Origin of the sequence: Maribacter polysaccharolyticus, assembly GCF_028882255.1 — a bacterium.
Taxonomy (GTDB): Bacteria; Bacteroidota; Bacteroidia; order Flavobacteriales; family Flavobacteriaceae; genus Maribacter_A; species Maribacter_A polysaccharolyticus.
The window spans coordinates 198,561-215,473 of sequence record NZ_JARBUY010000003.1 but is presented as its reverse complement, the minus strand read 5'-3'; the positions used below and the strand labels follow the sequence as shown (position 1 = coordinate 215,473).

General features: G+C 43.1%; 13 protein-coding genes. 7 read left to right on the top strand and 6 right to left on the bottom strand.

The features are described from left to right. The first annotated feature begins 165 nt into the window (after positions 1-165). Together brnQ and PHU20_RS10540 are read left to right on the top strand one after the other, a co-directional pair. Positions 166-1,431: a branched-chain amino acid transport system II carrier protein gene (brnQ, locus tag PHU20_RS10545; protein ID WP_274825335.1), complete on the top strand. Its 1,266-nt coding sequence runs from the start codon at positions 166-168 to the stop codon at positions 1,429-1,431. Positions 1,432-1,518: 87 nt separating this feature from the next. After that, positions 1,519-1,998, top strand: coding sequence for a hypothetical protein (locus PHU20_RS10540; protein ID WP_274825334.1), 480 nt, complete (start codon positions 1,519-1,521; stop codon positions 1,996-1,998). A 338-nt stretch (positions 1,999-2,336) separates the two neighbouring features. Here the strand turns inward: PHU20_RS10540 and PHU20_RS10535 are convergent, their stop codons facing one another. Together PHU20_RS10535 and PHU20_RS10530 are read right to left on the bottom strand one after the other, a co-directional pair. Beyond that, positions 2,337-3,995 (bottom strand): SulP family inorganic anion transporter, encoded by a 1,659-nt coding sequence (locus PHU20_RS10535; protein ID WP_274825333.1) that lies wholly within the window; start codon positions 3,993-3,995, stop codon positions 2,337-2,339. A 313-nt stretch (positions 3,996-4,308) separates the two neighbouring features. Next, a complete protein-coding gene (locus PHU20_RS10530) occupies positions 4,309-5,607 on the bottom strand; it encodes an aminopeptidase P family protein (RefSeq protein WP_274825332.1) in 1,299 nt (432 codons plus the stop codon). 166 nt (positions 5,608-5,773) lie between these two features. Between PHU20_RS10530 and PHU20_RS10525 the strand changes: the two genes are divergently transcribed. Then, on the top strand, positions 5,774-8,935 hold the full coding sequence (locus PHU20_RS10525) for a VPS10 domain-containing protein (RefSeq protein ID WP_274825331.1): 3,162 nt from the start codon (positions 5,774-5,776) through the stop codon (positions 8,933-8,935). Between the two features lie 19 nt (positions 8,936-8,954). Here PHU20_RS10525 and PHU20_RS10520 read toward each other — a convergent pair whose 3' ends face one another. Next, positions 8,955-9,524 (bottom strand): peptidylprolyl isomerase, encoded by a 570-nt coding sequence (locus PHU20_RS10520; protein WP_274825330.1) that lies wholly within the window; start codon positions 9,522-9,524, stop codon positions 8,955-8,957. A 137-nt stretch (positions 9,525-9,661) separates the two neighbouring features. Next, entirely contained in the window at positions 9,662-10,558 is an 897-nt protein-coding gene (locus PHU20_RS10515) for a RimK family alpha-L-glutamate ligase (protein WP_274825329.1), read from the bottom strand. A 389-nt stretch (positions 10,559-10,947) separates the two neighbouring features. On the opposite strand from PHU20_RS10515, the gene PHU20_RS10510 reads away from it, so the two are divergent. The 4 genes from PHU20_RS10510 to PHU20_RS10495 all read left to right on the top strand — a co-directional run bounded on the left by PHU20_RS10510 (position 10,948) and on the right by PHU20_RS10495 (position 15,018). Further along, positions 10,948-11,625 (top strand): succinate dehydrogenase cytochrome b subunit, encoded by a 678-nt coding sequence (locus PHU20_RS10510; RefSeq protein ID WP_274825328.1) that lies wholly within the window; start codon positions 10,948-10,950, stop codon positions 11,623-11,625. A gap of 12 nt (positions 11,626-11,637) precedes the next feature. After that, positions 11,638-13,653 (top strand): fumarate reductase/succinate dehydrogenase flavoprotein subunit, encoded by a 2,016-nt coding sequence (locus PHU20_RS10505; RefSeq protein ID WP_274825327.1) that lies wholly within the window; start codon positions 11,638-11,640, stop codon positions 13,651-13,653. A gap of 80 nt (positions 13,654-13,733) precedes the next feature. Then, positions 13,734-14,483 carry a succinate dehydrogenase/fumarate reductase iron-sulfur subunit gene (locus tag PHU20_RS10500; protein WP_274825326.1) on the top strand — a complete coding sequence of 250 codons (750 nt, stop codon included), beginning with the start codon at positions 13,734-13,736 and terminating at the stop codon, positions 14,481-14,483. Positions 14,484-14,553: 70 nt separating this feature from the next. Continuing rightward, on the top strand, positions 14,554-15,018 hold the full coding sequence (locus PHU20_RS10495; protein ID WP_274825325.1) for a very short patch repair endonuclease: 465 nt from the start codon (positions 14,554-14,556) through the stop codon (positions 15,016-15,018). Between the two features lie 199 nt (positions 15,019-15,217). On the opposite strand, the gene PHU20_RS10490 is transcribed toward PHU20_RS10495, so the two are convergent. Together PHU20_RS10490 and PHU20_RS10485 are read right to left on the bottom strand one after the other, a co-directional pair. Beyond that, a complete protein-coding gene (locus PHU20_RS10490) occupies positions 15,218-15,742 on the bottom strand; it encodes a GNAT family N-acetyltransferase (RefSeq protein WP_274825324.1) in 525 nt (174 codons plus the stop codon). 334 nt (positions 15,743-16,076) lie between these two features. Then, complete coding sequence (locus PHU20_RS10485; protein WP_274825323.1) at positions 16,077-16,730, bottom strand: CoA transferase subunit B; 654 nt, start codon at positions 16,728-16,730, stop codon at positions 16,077-16,079. Between the last annotated feature and the right edge of the window lie 183 nt (positions 16,731-16,913).

Below are 16,913 nucleotides of genomic sequence, written 5' to 3'. Positions count from 1 at the left end.
TTATGCTATAACGTCCTTATCCTGTTTTTTATTTAAAATATCCAAAAAAAATGTTGATAAATTCGATGAAATGCATTATTAGAGGTGAAAGGCTCTTTTTTTATCGATGAAAAACAGACCGTTACCTTGCCAATTACAGTATCTTTGCGGCCTTAATTTTAAACCATGGACAAACTCAAGGAAACCCTTGTTACCGCCTTCGCCCTTTTCTCACTTTTCTTCGGAGCCGGAAATTTGATACTACCTCCATTACTCGGGTTTAAGTCGGGTGATTTTTGGTGGCTCGTTACCCTTGGGTTTTGCATATCTGCCATATGCATTCCCATCATGGGCATTTTTGCCCATGCCCGCTTGCAAGGCACCCTCTACGATTTCGGGAAGAAAGTATCCCCTAAGTTTGCTTTGGTATTCGCCCTACTCATATATGGTATCGCCGCAGGACTACCCTCCCCGCGTACAGCCTCAGTGACCCATGAAATTGCCATTCAGCCTTATTTTGACACCCCCTATATCTTAACGAGTATCATTTATTTTGCTCTGGTTTTCGTCTTTGTAATGAACCGATCCAAAATTCTCGACATTCTCGGAAAGTTTTTGACCCCCGCCATTATTTTTATTCTATTACTGATTATTGGCATAACGATATTTTCGTACCCGACGGATTTTGGCGATACCGTTTTCGCTAATCCTTTTACGGCTGGAGTTTTGGAAGGGTACCAAACCTTTGATGCCATAGGCGCGGTGGTCGTGGGCGGTGTTATCATTGTTTCCATCAACCTAAAAAACAAGGGGGATTCTTTTAAAGAGAAAAGAGCCCTTGTACGAAGGGCCGGCTGGATCGCAGGATTCGCATTGCTATTGATCTATGCCGGACTCATTTTCACCGGTGCACTAATGCACCAAGAATTTGATGCTGATGTTTCGCGCACCGCCATTTTAAACGGCATCAGTATAAAAACCTTGGGCAATACCGCCAACCTGTTTTTGGGCATCTTGGTGAGTTTGGCCTGTTTTACCACTGCGGTCGGAATTGTTACCGGTACGGCTGATTTCATAAAATCGAGGTATAACGATTCCCAAAAAGCTTTTACGATAACGGCCATTATCGGTTGCGTCCTAGGGGTTGGTATGGGACAGTTCAATGTTGATTATATTATCGACGTTGCTTTACCTACACTCATGTTCATTTATCCGATAACCATCATTTTGATCGTATTGAATGTCTTGCCAGAAAAATATACATCCCCTTTAGTATTTAAAGCGGTGGTTGTCACCACGATTCTGTTTAGTGTACCGGATTTTATGGGGAGTATCGGGTTAGGGGATACAATTTCCGCCGTTCAAGATCTTATTCCTTTGGGTGGCTACAGTATGGGATGGGTAATCCCCGCTTTTGTGGTTTTTATTGGGGTGAACGTGCTAAAGAAATAAGGTGGTCCTCCAGAGTGGATTTATCCCATATTTAACCAAAAATACGGAAGGCCCTATATTTGTGAATCGAAAAAAAAGGACTAAAAAATGGAACATTTTACACTTGCCAGGGTTATTCATATCATTGCAGTGGTTTTATGGATAGGCGGGGTTAGCATGGTCACGACCGTAATCATCCCTGCCGTTAAGAAAATGAAATCCAAAGAAGACCGCATTAAAACCTTTGAACAGATTGAAGGTAGGTTCGCCCTTCAGGCCAAAATCACCACATTATTAACGGGTATCACTGGTTTTTACATGCTCTATGTGCTCGATGGGTGGGAAAGATATCTTGATTATAGGTTCTGGTGGATACACGCCATGACCTTAGTTTGGATATTGTTTACCTTGGTCCTATACGTTTTGGAGCCTTTGTTACTTCACAGACTCTTTAAAAAATATGCCGATAAAAACCCAGAGAAGACTTTTGCCATTATGCACAAGGCCCACTGGATATTGTTGATGCTAAGTTTAATAACAACAGCCGGGGCAGTTGCCGGCAGCCATGGTTGGTTTTGGATCAAATAGTCCTATGTGATTTTCACAATTGGGGATATGGACTGCAGTTATTTTTTCAACCGTGAATCCATAGAAACCAAAACAGTTATTTCGGCCCTATTTCAAACACTTCCCAAACAGTAAGAAAAATGAACGAACCGGTAATTGTTGGATGATCCCAGCAAATATCTGCGACCGTAATCCTGTGGCAAAAAAGACCCTTGATGCAAAAAAATGATGATGATGATTGGCTTCGTTCCTTTTACATTTAAATCTTGCCTTTAGTTTTCTGACGGAAGGCGATATGGAAAAAAGCAGGAAATTCATAGCCAAAGCCAATATCCTTAACCGGTAGAAAACAGCTTTGGTTATTCTCCTTTTTTTGATGGATGCCCTAACAGTTCGAATGCTTTTTGGGTCGCCTTGTTAAAACTGTCGAAAATGTGTTCTTCCGGAATCAATTCGTTCAATTGGTATTTTTTGAATTTCGCTTTCACCTGAGGATTCAATCCGGACAGAAGGATCGTAATGTTCTTGTTTTTTAAAATCTTTATGGTATCCTTCAAATTGTGTAAACCCGTCTGATCAATAAACGAAACATGGCGCATTCTAATGATCAGGACTTCGCATTTTATACCGATCTCCTCAATGGCCTCAGAATACCTTCTTGCCGATGCAAAGAACAAGGGCCCACTGATCTCATAGATATTCAAGGCCGCCGGTAATTCGGAATAATTTTCAATGACATCCGTATCGATAATATCATCGATCCGTTTTTCACTGAAGTCCGCCATCCTTTTCATGAACAGAATGGCCGATAATACCACTCCCACTTCGATGGCCAGGGTTAAATCGAAAAATACCGTAATGAAAAAAGTGGTCAATAAAATAAGGATATCAAAATAGGACCCTTTGAGGATCGATGCAAAAGACCGCCATTCACTCATATTATAGGCCACAACAATCAAAATACCGGCCAAGCACGACATGGGTATCAGTTTCGCCCATTGACCAAGAAATAACATGATCAACAATAAGGTCATGGCATGCACCATTCCTGAAATGGGTGTTCTACCCCCATTTTTTACGTTCGTAGCGGTACGGGCAATGGCCCCAGTAGCGGGGATTCCCCCAAAAAATGGAGTTACGATGTTGGCAATCCCTTGGGCGATCAACTCGGTATTGGAACGGTGTTTCCCCCCGATCATCCCATCGGAAACAACTGCCGACAGCAAGGATTCAATACCGCCCAATAAAGCTATGGTCATAGCGGGGGCGATATAATTTTGTAATTGGTTCCAATGAATATCGGGAATGGTCAATTGAAAACTATTGGGAATCGTTCCAAAAAAACTTTCGATGGTCGGCACATCAAGCTTTAACAAGTACGCTAAAGGGGTTATTAGTATGATCGCGATAAAGGAACCCGGAATCTTCGTTGTTATTTTTTTTGAGAAAACCGTAATCAAAATGGTAATGGCCGTCAATGAAAATGCCATCCAATTTATATGATCCAAATTGGAAAAATAGACCAACCATTTTTCATGGAATTCGGAAGGTACCTTGTCTATGGGTAGGCCTAGGGCATCCTTGACCTGGGTAGAAAATATAACTATGGCAATGCCACTTGTAAAGCCCACGACCAGTGATAACGGAAAATACTTGAGCAGCGTACCCAGTTTCAACAATCCGAAAATGATCAATAACATTCCCGCCAATATGGTCGAAATGATCAAGCCATCCATACCGTATTGCTCCACGATACCGTAGACAATGACTATAAATGCCCCGGTGGGTCCGCCGATCTGCACACGGCTACCTCCCAGTAATGAGATCAAAAATCCGGCAACTATGGCCGTGATCAGCCCTTTTTCCGGGGATACCCCAGAAGCTACGGCAAAGGCAATGGCCAAAGGCAAGGCGACGATCCCTACTACGACTCCCGATAAAATATCATTTGAAAGCTGTTTCTTATCCAATCCCGATTTTAAAATCGTGAAGAATTTGGGTTTAAAAATTGTATCCATAAAAGTATTGCAAATAAAAAGTTTAATCCATTGAAAATCACAGTTAACCTTCCAGTACATAGGCTAAAAGTGCGTGCCTAGTACCCAGTTCCTGGATTTCCGTTTTTTGTATTCGTCTTCAGTGGTAACCGACTAATGTATTTTACCCCGAATTATGGATAGTCTTAAACTTCATAAAATTCATATACTATTAGGTATGGTCCTGGGATCATATCCGAAATAAATGGTCCTCCCCAAACAAAACAGTCAGGGCTTAATTATTTCCATATAATGACCCTAACGGTTCCACTTGACCGATAAAAGACCTTTGTCCCTAAGACTTGGCCTGCATCAATTCCTCTAGCTCTTCTACTTCTATAGGGATATTCGCCATAAGGTTAAAAGGCTCTCCTTTTTCCTGGATCACCACATCATCCTCAATTCGAATACCCATATTTTCTTCCGGTATGTAAATGCCCGGCTCAACGGTAAAGACCATATTGGCTTTCATCGGGGATTTGAGCGCCCCATAGTCATGGGTATCCAATCCGATATGGTGGCTGGTACCGTGCATAAAGTATTTCTTATAGGCCGGCCAGTCCTTATCTTCATTTTGTACATCGGCCTTGTCCAATAAGCCTAAGCCCAATAGTTCCGACGTCATGATTTTACCGACTTCTTTATGATACTCGGCCCAATCGGTACCGGGCACCAACATTTTCGTGGCTTCGTTCTTGACGTTCAATACCGATTGGTATACCGCTTTTTGGCGATCGGAGAACCTACCGTTTACCGGAATGGTCCTTGTGAGGTCGCTGGAATAGTTGGCATATTCGGCAGCCACATCCAACAATAACATATCCCCGTCTTTACACTGCTGATTGTTCACTATGTAATGAAGTACATTGGCATTGGCGCCCGAGGCGACTATCGGGGTATAGGCAAATCCTTTGGATCGGTTTCGTATAAACTCATGCAACAGTTCCGCTTCTATTTCATATTCCCAAACCCCCGGCTTTACAAAGGCCAATAACCTTCGAAACCCTTTTTCGGTAATGTTGCATGCCTTTTGCATCAATGCGATTTCCTCTGGTTCTTTCACCCCCCGTACTTCCTGTAAAATAGGATTGCTTTTCGCCACTTTATGGCCTGGGAACTTTCGTTTGCAATCCCGGATAAAACGATCTTCACGGGTTTGGGTCTCCACAGACTGCCTATAATGTTCATTGGTATTGAAATATATCGTATCGGCCTCGGTCATTAAATTAAAAAACACCTTGTCAAATTCGCCCAACCAATAAACAGTTTCGATTCCCGAAATTTCGGTGGCTTTCTCCTTGGTCAGTTTTTCGCCTTCCCAAACTGCAATATGATCATTGGTCTCACGTACAAAAAGGACCTCGCGAAGTTTTTTGTCATGGGAATCAGGGAAAAGCAATAGAATACTTTCTTCCTGATCGGCACCGCTCAAATAAAAGATATCGCGATGCTGCTCAAAAGGCAAAGTACTATCCGCGCTAATCGGATATATATCATTTGAATTGAATATCGCGATACTCGATGGCAACATTTTAGCCATGAATTTCTTGCGATTCTTTATAAAAAGATCACTGCTTATTTGTTCGTATTTCATGTGGAATGTATTTGGACCACAAAATTAATAATTCCGATAAGGTAAGGGTCGAATTATAACTTTAATTATATTAGTAAGGATAAAATAAATCCCGGTATCCCCTTAGATTCAATCGAATTGGAGTTTTTCCAATGAAGGTGGGGATTCTTCCAATCATCCAATTATCATGAGTCCAAGACCTTTTCGTATCCTCTTTGTTTTTTTATTTTCATTCATCTGTAATGCCCAAATCGATGCCGAGGTATTCCGAAACTTGAAATTCCGATTTATAGGTCCTGAAGGCAACCGAACGATTGCCATTGCCGGCGTTCCGGGAAATCCCATGATCAATTACATTGGTGCAGCGTCAGGAGGTTTATGGAAAACTACGGATGGCGGGGTTACTTGGAAATCGATTTTCGACGACCAAGATGTTTCCTCGGTGGGTTCCTTGGCCATTGCCCCAACAGATCCCAACAGTATTTGGGTAGGTACCGGCGAGACTTTTGTGATTCGGCCTGCCCATGCCATGGGGGACGGCATCTATAAATCAACGGATGCGGGAAAGACCTGGAAGAATATGGGCCTTGAAAAAACAGGGCGAATAGGCCGCATCGTTGTTCACCCCACCAATCCCGATATTGTTTATGTCGCTGCCCTGGGCCACACGTACGGACCCCAACCGGAACGTGGCGTTTACAAGACCACCGATGGTGGCGAAAGTTGGAAACAAATCCTGTTCATTGACAAAAATACGGGCGCCGCGGATATCGCCTTGGATCCCAAAAACCCAAATAGGCTATTGGTGGGTATGTGGTCTATACATATCAATACGTGGGGGTTGAACAGTGGAGGACCCGGTGGGGGTATATACCGCTCTTTGGACGGTGGTGAAACCTGGGAGGCGCTTTCCGAAAAAGGATTGCCCGGGGGCAGCGACAACCCGGTAGGGAAAACAGGGGTAGCGATTTCACATTCCAGCCCCAATGTGGTCTACGCTTTATTTGAAATTGATAGTCCAGCCCTTTTCAGATCCAACGATTTTGGGGAAACCTGGACCCTTCAAACCCGTGATCACGATATCAACGAGCGAGCCCCCTACTATACGCGCATGGCCGTCTCCACGAAAAACCCCGATGAGGTGTATTTTGCCAATGTAAAGTTCAGCACCTCCAAAGATGGGGGCAAAACGATACAAGGAGGCTATAAGGCCGGAGGGGATAACCATGACATCTGGATAGACCCAACCAATGCCGACCGTATCATGGTCGCCCATGATGGCGGAGCGAGCATAAGTCTTAATCACGGGGAAACTTTTCAAAGGGTGGTACTGCCCATCGCCCAAATGTACCATGTGGCCGTAGACGACCAAATACCCTATAACGTTTACGGAAACCGTCAAGACGGTTACTCTTACAAAGGTCCGAGCAACAGTCTGCAAGGCTACATACCGATCGGATTATGGAAAGGTGTGGGTGGCTGTGAAAGCGGATTTGCCCAACCGGACCCTTTTGACAATAACATCGTATGGTCTGGTTGTTATGATGGTGGATTGGAAAGGTACAATGCCAAAACAGGACACGCCCAAGACGTTCGGGTATGGCCTGAAGCAGGTTATGGTTGGGCCCCGGCCGAATTGAAATACCGATGGCACTGGAATTTTCCCCTTGCCTTTTCGCCCCACGTGAAGCACAGGGTTTATGTAGGAAGTCAATATGTGCATAAGAGCGATGATAACGGTCAAAGTTGGCAGGTACTAAGCCCCGACCTGACGTTGAACGACAAAACGCATCAGCAGAGTTCAGGGGGTATTGCCAAAGACAACCTTATGACCTTTGACGGTTCTACCTTATTTGCGATCCAGGAATCAAAAACAGAAGCCGGGGTAATCTGGACAGGCAGTAATGATGGTCAGGTACAGCTTACCTTAAACGGGGGTAAAAACTGGACCAATGTGACCCAAAACATTCCGAATCTACCGAAATGGGGCACCATATCCAATATAGAGACCTCCCGGCATAAAAAAGGTACGGCGTACATCAGTGTGGACCTACATCAAATGGGCAATTTTGACCCCTTTGTGTACAAAACGGAGGATTATGGACAACATTGGAGATTGATAAGCGAAACCCTACCAAAGTCCGTCCACAGCTTCGTTCATGTCATCAAAGAGGATCCCAAAAGGGAGGGCATGCTTTATGCCGGAGTGGACAATGGTTTGTACATCAGTCACGACGATGGAGAACATTGGATGCGTCTGCGAAATAACCTACCTCCCGCACCGGTTTATTGGTTGGAAATACAAGAGCATTTCGATGATTTGGTAGTAGGCACCTACGGCAGGGGCTATTATATTTTGGATAATATTTCACCGCTGCGGGAATTCGATTTGGACGCCATAAACGAAGAAGCCCATTTGTTCAGCTTACGACAAGCCTATCGCTTTCAACAAAAAGAAAGTATAAAGACCGATGGTCCCAGTAACAACTCCGGCCGAAACCCAAAATATGGAGCGGAGATCAACTATTACCTGAAGGACAGTACCGATCAAAAGGTGGAAATACAAATCTTGGATGCCAACAATGAAATCATACGTACATTAAAAGGTGCGAATGATAAAGGTATCCATAGAACCGTATGGAATTTACGTTACGAACCCACCTATAAGCCCAAATTGAAGTCGACCCCACCCGGAAGGCCTTGGGTACAACTCAATGGGGAAGGTTGGCGCCCATTGGTCACTTGGGATCTGGACCTAAGGCGCGGACAGTTCGGGCCACGGGTAGTACCTGACACCTATAAGGTAAAACTCATAATAGGTAACGATGAATATGTTCGTGAGTTGACCGTTCTTAAAGACCCCGCATCTGAAGGCACATTGGAAAGTATTAAGGAGCAGGTCGCTTTTTCGCTGGAACTAAGGGATGCCATAAACATTGCGGTCACCCTGATCAACGATTTGGAAACCCTACGGGCCGAATTGAATGCAATCATTCCAAGCTTGAAAAATGGAAACGATATTAAACGCGCGACAGAACTGCGTAAAATGGCCGAGGATATCACAGGAACATTATATGACATTCAATTGACCGGGGCTAGGGAAGATGCCTTTAGATCCCCCATGAAACTCTATGGCAGATTAAGTGCCTTGGCCAGTGATATTGGGGCAAATGGGGCAGATTTTAAGCCAACCGACCAACAACGCGAGGTTTATGCCATTTTCAACAAGCGTTTGGAACGTGTGAATGAGAGGTTCGAAAGGTTCATGAAGGTTGATGTAAAACAATTGAACACCCAACTGAAAAAGAGCAAACATCAAATACAGCTCGCTAAAAAAATAAAATCCTAGACCTTATAGTAGGGGTCCATTAATTGGCGATGGCGTATGCTTTAAGTTCTTCTGCACTCATTCTTATGACATTCACATCCATGGTTATCGGTGTCAATGGCTGGTCTATGGAGTCCCGTGGACTGTTCACAATGGCATCAACAACATCCATTCCTTTGATCACTTTTCCGAATATGGTATAATCCCCGTCCAATCGGTGTACCCCTTTCTTATTTTGAACAATGTAAAACTGACATCGGGCCGATAATTTTCCCGGATTATCATCCCTTCCGGCGCCTACTGCCCCATAGTCGTGCACCAGTTTTTCGTCGAATTCCGGAGCCAACAGATATTCCGGGTCATCGAATCCTTCCGGGGTATCAGGGCATCCCCCCTGTGCCACAAAATCAGGTATCACCCTATTGAAAGTCAATGAATCCCAATACCCGGCATTGGCCAATTCTATAAAGCTCTCTTTATGGTTAGGGGTCTCCCCATACAACCAAATCAATATTTCCCCTTTTGGGGTATTGATTTGCCCTACTTCGAATTTTGCTCGGTCAGTACAGGTAGACAAAATGAAAATAAACGGTAAAAGAAATTTATACATGGCCTGGATCTTTTCGGAAAGTTATAAAAAAGGGCAAAACAAGTGGTAAGTCGGCAGTAATAATTACATACTTCCATTCCGTTCACCAAATCGGGACAGTTGCCTTCAATAGCTTAGTAGAGTCATTTCCCCTGACTTCAATACTTTTTTCTTTTTCTTGAAACATTCCTTTCCACGAACACGATGATTTCCTTGGCAATATTCACTCCCGTAGTCGCTTCAATGGCCTGAAGGCCGGGAGAAGCGTTTACCTCGATAAGCAAGGGGCCTTTCTTGGAACGGATGATATCCACACCCGCGACCCCCAACCCTAAGTGTTTGGTTGCGCTTAAGGCCATGTGTTCCTCCTTTGGAGTGGGGCTTACCGTTTCGGTAATACCCCCTCGATGCACATTGGACCGAAACTCCCCGACATCGCTGGTTCGTTTCATGCTGGCCACGATCTTTTGCCCCACCACGAAGATGCGGATATCCTCCCCGTTGGATTCCTCTATGTATTTTTGGATAAGGATACCGGTATCCATTTTATAAAATGTATCTATGATCGATTTGGCCGATTTTTTACTTTCAGCCAATATCACCCCTAAACCCTGGGTACCCTCTTGAAGTTTAATGATGACCGGGGGACCTCCCAAAAGCTCTATCTGGTGCTCAATATCATCCGGATTGATGGAAAACAGGGTGTCAGGTATGGGAATATGTTTCCTGGACAATATCTGCAGGCTACGGACTTTGTTTCTGGCCCTTGAAATGCTCAACGCATGGGCCGTACTGAAAACCCCGTTCATCTCGAATTCCTTTACGATCGAGGCTCCATGTTTGGTCACTTTGGCCCCTATCCTTGGAATGATGGCATCAAAGGCATCGGTTATGTTTTCATTGAAATAATATACTTTAGGTTTTCCCGATCCCAATTTTACAGAACATTTGGTATGATCGATCAATTCTATATAGTGTCCGCGATTTTCAGCCTCTTCCGCGATACGCTTCGTAGAATACACATTCATACTCACCGATAAAAGTCCTATATCCATTGAATTTGTTTGGTTGGTTTAAAGGATTTGAAGGTAATATCGGTTAAAATTCGGAATAGTGCTAATTGTGTAAAGAATTATTCGATCTATGGCCGCTTTCCATAACACCTTAAAGACGATCACGAACCTCCCTTCGCAAAGATCGCACCGTAAATGCAGACTCGATTTCATGGATACTCCTCACAATCAACGCCTATAATATCTAAAATACGGTGCATGTATATCCGATTGTTGTTTAACGCCATTTGCCGAAATATGGTTTTTAAACGTAATTATTTAAACAGATTATTATGGTGCTTAAAATGAATCTAAATAAGACTATATAAGTACTTTAAAACTTGGTCATAATGCAACAGTAACGTAAATTTGAACCTCAAAATCAACATCCAATGAGCGGGTACTTTACATCTTCGATTGGTAGGAAGTTTGCCATGGCACTTTCTGCTTTTTTCCTAATTATTTTTTTAGTCATCCATTTAGCGGTTAACATTACATCTGTATTCAGTGCCGATCTGTTCAATGAGCTATCGCACTTCATGGGCACCAATCCTTTGATACAATTCGGGCTTCAACCCGTATTGATTTTCGGTGTGGTCTTCCACTTTGTAATGGGATTCGTTCTTGAGCAGAAGAACAAGGCCGCAAGGAACATCAAATACGTCAGGAACAATGGCGCTGCGAATTCTTCTTGGATGAGTCGAAACATGGTTTACAGTGGATTGGTCATATTGGCCTTTCTCATACTTCACTTCATCGATTTCTGGATTCCCGAATTGAACACCAAATATGTTCAGGGCGATATGTCTGGCCTTTTGGCTGATGGGGAAGGATTCCGATATTTTGAAGAACTACAACATAAATTCGTAAGTCCGATCAGGGTAGGCGCCTATGTAGTTGCCTTTATTTTATTGGCCTTACATTTATTACACGGTTTTACCTCTGCATTCCAATCCGTTGGGGCAACTATGGGAAGAACAAAAGCAATGAAAAATATTGGCAAGGCATATTCAATCCTAATCCCATTAGGATTTATAGTTGTTGCCCTCTTCCATCATTTTAACCATTAATACCATTTACCTATGTCTGTACTAGACCCAAAAGTGCCCGAAGGGCCAATAAAAGACAAGTGGACTACCTACAAGGATAAAATAAATCTTGTAAACCCTGCGAACAAACGTCACATAGACATTATTGTGGTTGGTACCGGATTGGCAGGAGGATCTGCCGCAGCTACCTTGGCAGAGTTGGGATACAATGTAAAAGCATTCGCTTACCAAGATTCCCCTCGTAGAGCACATTCCATTGCAGCCCAAGGTGGTATTAATGCCGCTAAAAACTATATGGGCGATGGTGACTCGGTGTATCGGCTGTTCTATGACACCGTAAAAGGTGGTGACTATCGTTCCCGTGAAGCGAATGTTTATCGTTTGGCAGAGGTTTCTTCCAATATCATTGACCAATGTGTTGCCCAAGGAGTTCCTTTTGCACGTGATTATGGCGGATTGTTGGACAACCGTTCGTTTGGTGGTGTATTGGTATCAAGGACCTTTTATGCCAAAGGACAAACCGGCCAACAATTGTTGCTAGGTTGTTATTCGGCCATGAACCGTCAAATTGCACGTGGGAAAATAGATATGTACAACCGCCATGAAATGTTGGATGTTGTAAAAATAGATGGAAAAGCCCGTGGAATTATAGCCCGTAACTTGATTACCGGTGAGATTGAGCGCCATTCCGCACATGCCGTGGTTATTGCCACCGGTGGTTATGGTAATGTTTATTTCCTTTCGACCAACGCCATGGGATCCAATGCAACGGCAGCATGGAAAATACATAAAAAAGGGGCGTTTTTCGCCAATCCTTGTTTTACGCAAATCCACCCAACGTGTATTCCACGTTCTGGCGACTACCAATCCAAGTTAACGTTAATGTCCGAATCATTGCGTAATGATGGTAGAATTTGGGTTCCTGCCAAGAAAGAAGATGCCAAGGCTATTCAAGAAGGCAAATTAAAACCAACGGAAATCGCTGAAGAAAATAGGGATTATTACTTGGAAAGAAGATATCCTGCATTCGGTAACCTAGTGCCTCGTGATGTTGCGTCAAGAGCCGCAAAAGAACGTTGTGACGCCGGTTACGGTGTCAATGCCACCGGGGAGGCCGTGTATCTTGATTTTGCTGCCGCCATAGAGCGTTATGGCAAGGAACAAGCTAAAATACAGGGTATTGCCAATGCTTCCAAAGAAAAGATAACCAAATTGGGTGAAGCTGTTATAGAGGCCAAGTATGGTAACCTTTTCCAAATGTACGAGAAAATCGTAGATGAGAATCCATACAAGACCCCAATGATGATTTATCCGGCTACCCACTATACCATGGGTGGTATATGGGTTGATTATAATTTAATGACCACCGTTCCCGGTCTTTACTGTATCGGGGAGGCCAACTTCTCCGATCACGGTGCCAACCGATTGGGAGCTTCTGCATTGATGCAAGGTTTGGCCGATGGTTATTTTGTATTGCCTTATACTATCGGTGATTATTTGGCCGATGATATCCGAACCGGAGCCATCCCAACGGATACCAAGGAGTTTGACGAGGTTGAAAAGGAAGTGAAGGATAAAATCGATTTCTTTATCAATAACAAAGGGACAAAATCCGTAGACCACTTCCACAAACGTTTAGGTAAGGTAATGTGGGACAAAGTTGGAATGTCTCGAAACGAAAAAGGTTTAAAAGAGGCCATGGCCGAAATTAAACAGATTCGTGAAGAATTCTGGAAAGATGTCAAAGTTCCTGGGTCAGCAAATGAAATGAACCCCGAATTGGAAAAAGCCGGTCGTGTAGCGGATTTCTTGGAGTTGGGTGAATTATTCGCTAAAGATGCCCTCGTACGTGCGGAATCCTGTGGAGGTCACTTCCGCGAAGAATCCGTAGAATTGGAGGGGGAACAAAAAGGGGAAGCCAAACGTAATGATAAGGATTATGCCTTCGTCTCTGCCTGGGAATACAAAGGAGAACCTGCCGATGCCGTATTACATAAAGAGGAATTGGAATTTAAGGATATTGAATTAAAACAACGTAGTTATAAATAGTAATATGTTTTTATGGTAGGGGACGATGATGACAACAACCTGCCGATAACATCAATCATATTGCTTAATACCCATATAGGATGAATCTAACGCTTAAAATTTGGAGACAAAAAGGACCACAGGATAAAGGTAAGATGGTCGATTACAAAGTGTCTGATATTTCCGAACACATGTCGTTCTTGGAAATGATGGATGTTTTGAATGAACAGCTTGTAAATTCCGGAGAAGAACCTATTGCCTTTGACCACGATTGTCGTGAAGGTATCTGTGGGATGTGTTCTTTACATATAAATGGTGAAGCCCATGGTCCCGATAGAGGTATTACCACCTGCCAATTGCACATGAGAATGTTCAAGGATGGGGACACCATTACCATTGAACCATGGAGAGCCAAGGCATTTCCCGTAATCAAGGATTTAGTGGTCGACAGAACTGCTTTTGAACGTATACAACAAGCGGGAGGCTATATCTCGGTAAATACTTCAGGAAATACCCAAGATGCCAACGCCACACCGATTTCAAAACATGCCGCCGATGAGGCCATGGATGCTGCCGCCTGTATAGGTTGTGGTGCCTGTGTCGCCAGTTGTAAAAACTCCTCAGCCATGTTATTCGTCGGAGCCAAAGTATCCCAATTCGCACTCTTGCCACAAGGTAAAGTAGAAGCTGCAGACCGGGTTAGGAACATGGTAGCCCAAATGGATTTGGAAGGATTTGGGAACTGTACGAATACCGGTGCTTGTGAAGTGGAATGTCCTAAGGGAATTACTTTGGAGAACATCGCCCGTATGAACAGGGAGTTATTCAAGGCCAGCCTGTTAAAATTCTAAACACACTACCTAATTAACTATAAAATTAAAATCCCAGCCGGTTTCGGTTGGGATTTTTTTATTTTTGGATATGTCCAAAAACTATCCGGAAGAGCGTATAAAAGTTCCACGATTCAATGAAGAATCGGGTTTTTACACGACGCCTGAACGCTCTAAGATCATGGGAAAGATCCGTGGGAAGAACACCAAACCCGAACTGGCATTTCGCAAGGCCCTTTGGGCTTCGGGCTATCGTTACCGCATCGATTCCAAAAAACTGATAGGTCGGCCCGACATTGTACTCAATCGATACAAAACCGTTGTATTTATCGATGGAGAGTTTTGGCATGGGTACCATTGGGAAGAAAGAAAGGGTAAACTAAAATCAAACAAAGCCTTTTGGATTGCCAAAATCGAACGCAACATGCAACGGGATAAAGAGGTAAACACCGAACTAAAAAAATTGGGTTACACCGTATTCCGATTCTGGGATAAGCAAATAAAAGTGGATTTGGAGGGATGTTTACAACAGGTACTGGACCATTTACAACGCTGACCCAACAAAACAACCCCTTTAAAATGCATTTTTAAAGTCATACGTGGCCTTTACACCCATAACTAAGGACCAACCTCCCAGTTTGCCCATTCTTTCAAATAAGCCCTGTTAAAATAACCCGAACTGTAGATTACCCATCTAGAGACCCGTAAATTGGCGTAGGAACGAAACAAGCCCTGCCCTATAAAATAAAGTTCGTCTATGGTTTTTTCAACCCATATCGCATAAGCCAATCCATTTGTTTGTCCCCTCCGATATAGTACGCATGCTCCCCGAACGTAGAAAATCCATTTCGTTCATAAAATGCAATAGCCCGGGTATTCTTTTTCCACACCCCCAACCACAGATGATCCTTTTGCGCTTTTAAGGCGATTTGCTTCACTGTATGCAAAATGGATTCCCCATAGCCCTTACCCTGAAAATCATTGAGCAAATAGATTCTCTCCAGCTCTATATAGTCCTCATACCATAAATCTGTTTGGGCACCGTTGGTATTCAATTTAAAATATCCGACAAGCCCCTCTTTGGAATACGTGAAATAAAAGGAAGATTCCGGGTTGTTAAGTTCCTCCCCCAATTTCCGCTTACTAAACGCTTCTTCAATGTAATGTTCAAAATCCGTTGGATTGTTGTCCTTTTGAAATGCCTGTTCAAAAGTGGTTAATGAAATACGCCTTAGTTCTTCCAGATCTTTCAAAGTACATTTCCTAGATACAAGCCCCATACTAATTTGTCTTAAAAAAAAAGCCCCGGATCACGGGGCTTTTTTTTCGAAATTCAATTCTATAAATGTTAAATCATAAATAACTTTTTTAACAACAAAAGCATTCCATGGTAAAAATCATTTTTGTAAACTAAAATCTCATTTTCGTTTGAAGGGTGATTAATTTGGGCATCCATATTACTATAGGTTTGGGGATAAATACTATTTTAATTTCTACGTTTTAAATATAATCCAAAACGCCGAAATTGCCTAAATAATTGTTGTGAATTGCCCTAAAAACGTTGTAAAAAAATGAAATTTTAAATTTAATCGATGAACAACCTGAATATTCGTCTTAAATTTCCATTTCAGGTATAAAACCCTCAACGATCAATTTTCCACTTGTGGCCTTTTTTATCGCCTCGACCGATACTCCTGGGGCCCGCTCCAAAAGTTTGAACCCCTTGTCGACAATTTCAAGTACGGCCATATTGGTTACTATTTTTTTTACACAAGCCACCCCCGTCAATGGCAAGGTACATTGTTTCAATAATTTGGATTCGCCCGCCTTATTGGTATGCATCATAGCCACGATGATATGCTCCGCTGATGCCACCAGATCCATCGCACCTCCCATCCCCTTCACCATTTTCCCCGGTATTTTCCAATTGGCGATATCCCCATTTTCAGAGACCTCCATGGCGCCCAAAATGGTTAAATCTATATGTTTTCCACGGATCATGGCAAAACTTGTCGCAGAGTCGAAAAAAGAAGCCCCTGGCAAAGTGGTAATGGTCTGTTTACCGGCGTTGATGATATCTGCATCCTCCTCCCCCTCAAATGGAAACGGCCCCATACCCAAAACCCCATTTTCACTTTGGAATTCCACATTGATATCGTCCTGCACAAAATTGGCCACCAAAGTAGGTATCCCAATCCCCAGATTGACATAGTACCCGTCCTTAACTTCCTTAGCAATACGTTTTGCGATTCCGTTTTTATCTAACATAAATTCATTTTGAAAGTTGCATCATCAGTTGAATATGACCTTGATCTACCCTTACCGTACACTTGTTGGGACAATCCTAATTATGGAATCCAAATTTTCACAAAACTCTTTCATTAGGACCGGGATCAAAAGGGGATTTTCACAAAGTTGCAACCAAAATCAAACCTCATCCGCCTTTTTGAC

Bases quoted from the DNA above. Each gene is read 5' to 3' on its own strand.
- PHU20_RS10540 (WP_274825334.1), top strand. From the start codon at position 1,519: ATGGAACATTTTACACTTGCCAGGGTTATTCATATCATTGCAGTGGTT.
- PHU20_RS10490 (WP_274825324.1), bottom strand. From the start codon at position 15,742: ATGGGGCTTGTATCTAGGAAATGTACTTTGAAAGATCTGGAAGAACTA.
- PHU20_RS10510 (WP_274825328.1), top strand. From the start codon at position 10,948: ATGAGCGGGTACTTTACATCTTCGATTGGTAGGAAGTTTGCCATGGCA.
- PHU20_RS10535 (WP_274825333.1), bottom strand. From the start codon at position 3,995: ATGGATACAATTTTTAAACCCAAATTCTTCACGATTTTAAAATCGGGA.
- PHU20_RS10485 (WP_274825323.1), bottom strand. From the start codon at position 16,730: ATGTTAGATAAAAACGGAATCGCAAAACGTATTGCTAAGGAAGTTAAG.
- brnQ (WP_274825335.1), top strand. From the start codon at position 166: ATGGACAAACTCAAGGAAACCCTTGTTACCGCCTTCGCCCTTTTCTCA.
- PHU20_RS10530 (WP_274825332.1), bottom strand. From the start codon at position 5,607: ATGAAATACGAACAAATAAGCAGTGATCTTTTTATAAAGAATCGCAAG.
- PHU20_RS10495 (WP_274825325.1), top strand. From the start codon at position 14,554: ATGTCCAAAAACTATCCGGAAGAGCGTATAAAAGTTCCACGATTCAAT.
- PHU20_RS10525 (WP_274825331.1), top strand. From the start codon at position 5,774: ATGAGTCCAAGACCTTTTCGTATCCTCTTTGTTTTTTTATTTTCATTC.
- PHU20_RS10505 (WP_274825327.1), top strand. From the start codon at position 11,638: ATGTCTGTACTAGACCCAAAAGTGCCCGAAGGGCCAATAAAAGACAAG.
- PHU20_RS10520 (WP_274825330.1), bottom strand. From the start codon at position 9,524: ATGTATAAATTTCTTTTACCGTTTATTTTCATTTTGTCTACCTGTACT.
- PHU20_RS10500 (WP_274825326.1), top strand. From the start codon at position 13,734: ATGAATCTAACGCTTAAAATTTGGAGACAAAAAGGACCACAGGATAAA.
- PHU20_RS10515 (WP_274825329.1), bottom strand. From the start codon at position 10,558: ATGGATATAGGACTTTTATCGGTGAGTATGAATGTGTATTCTACGAAG.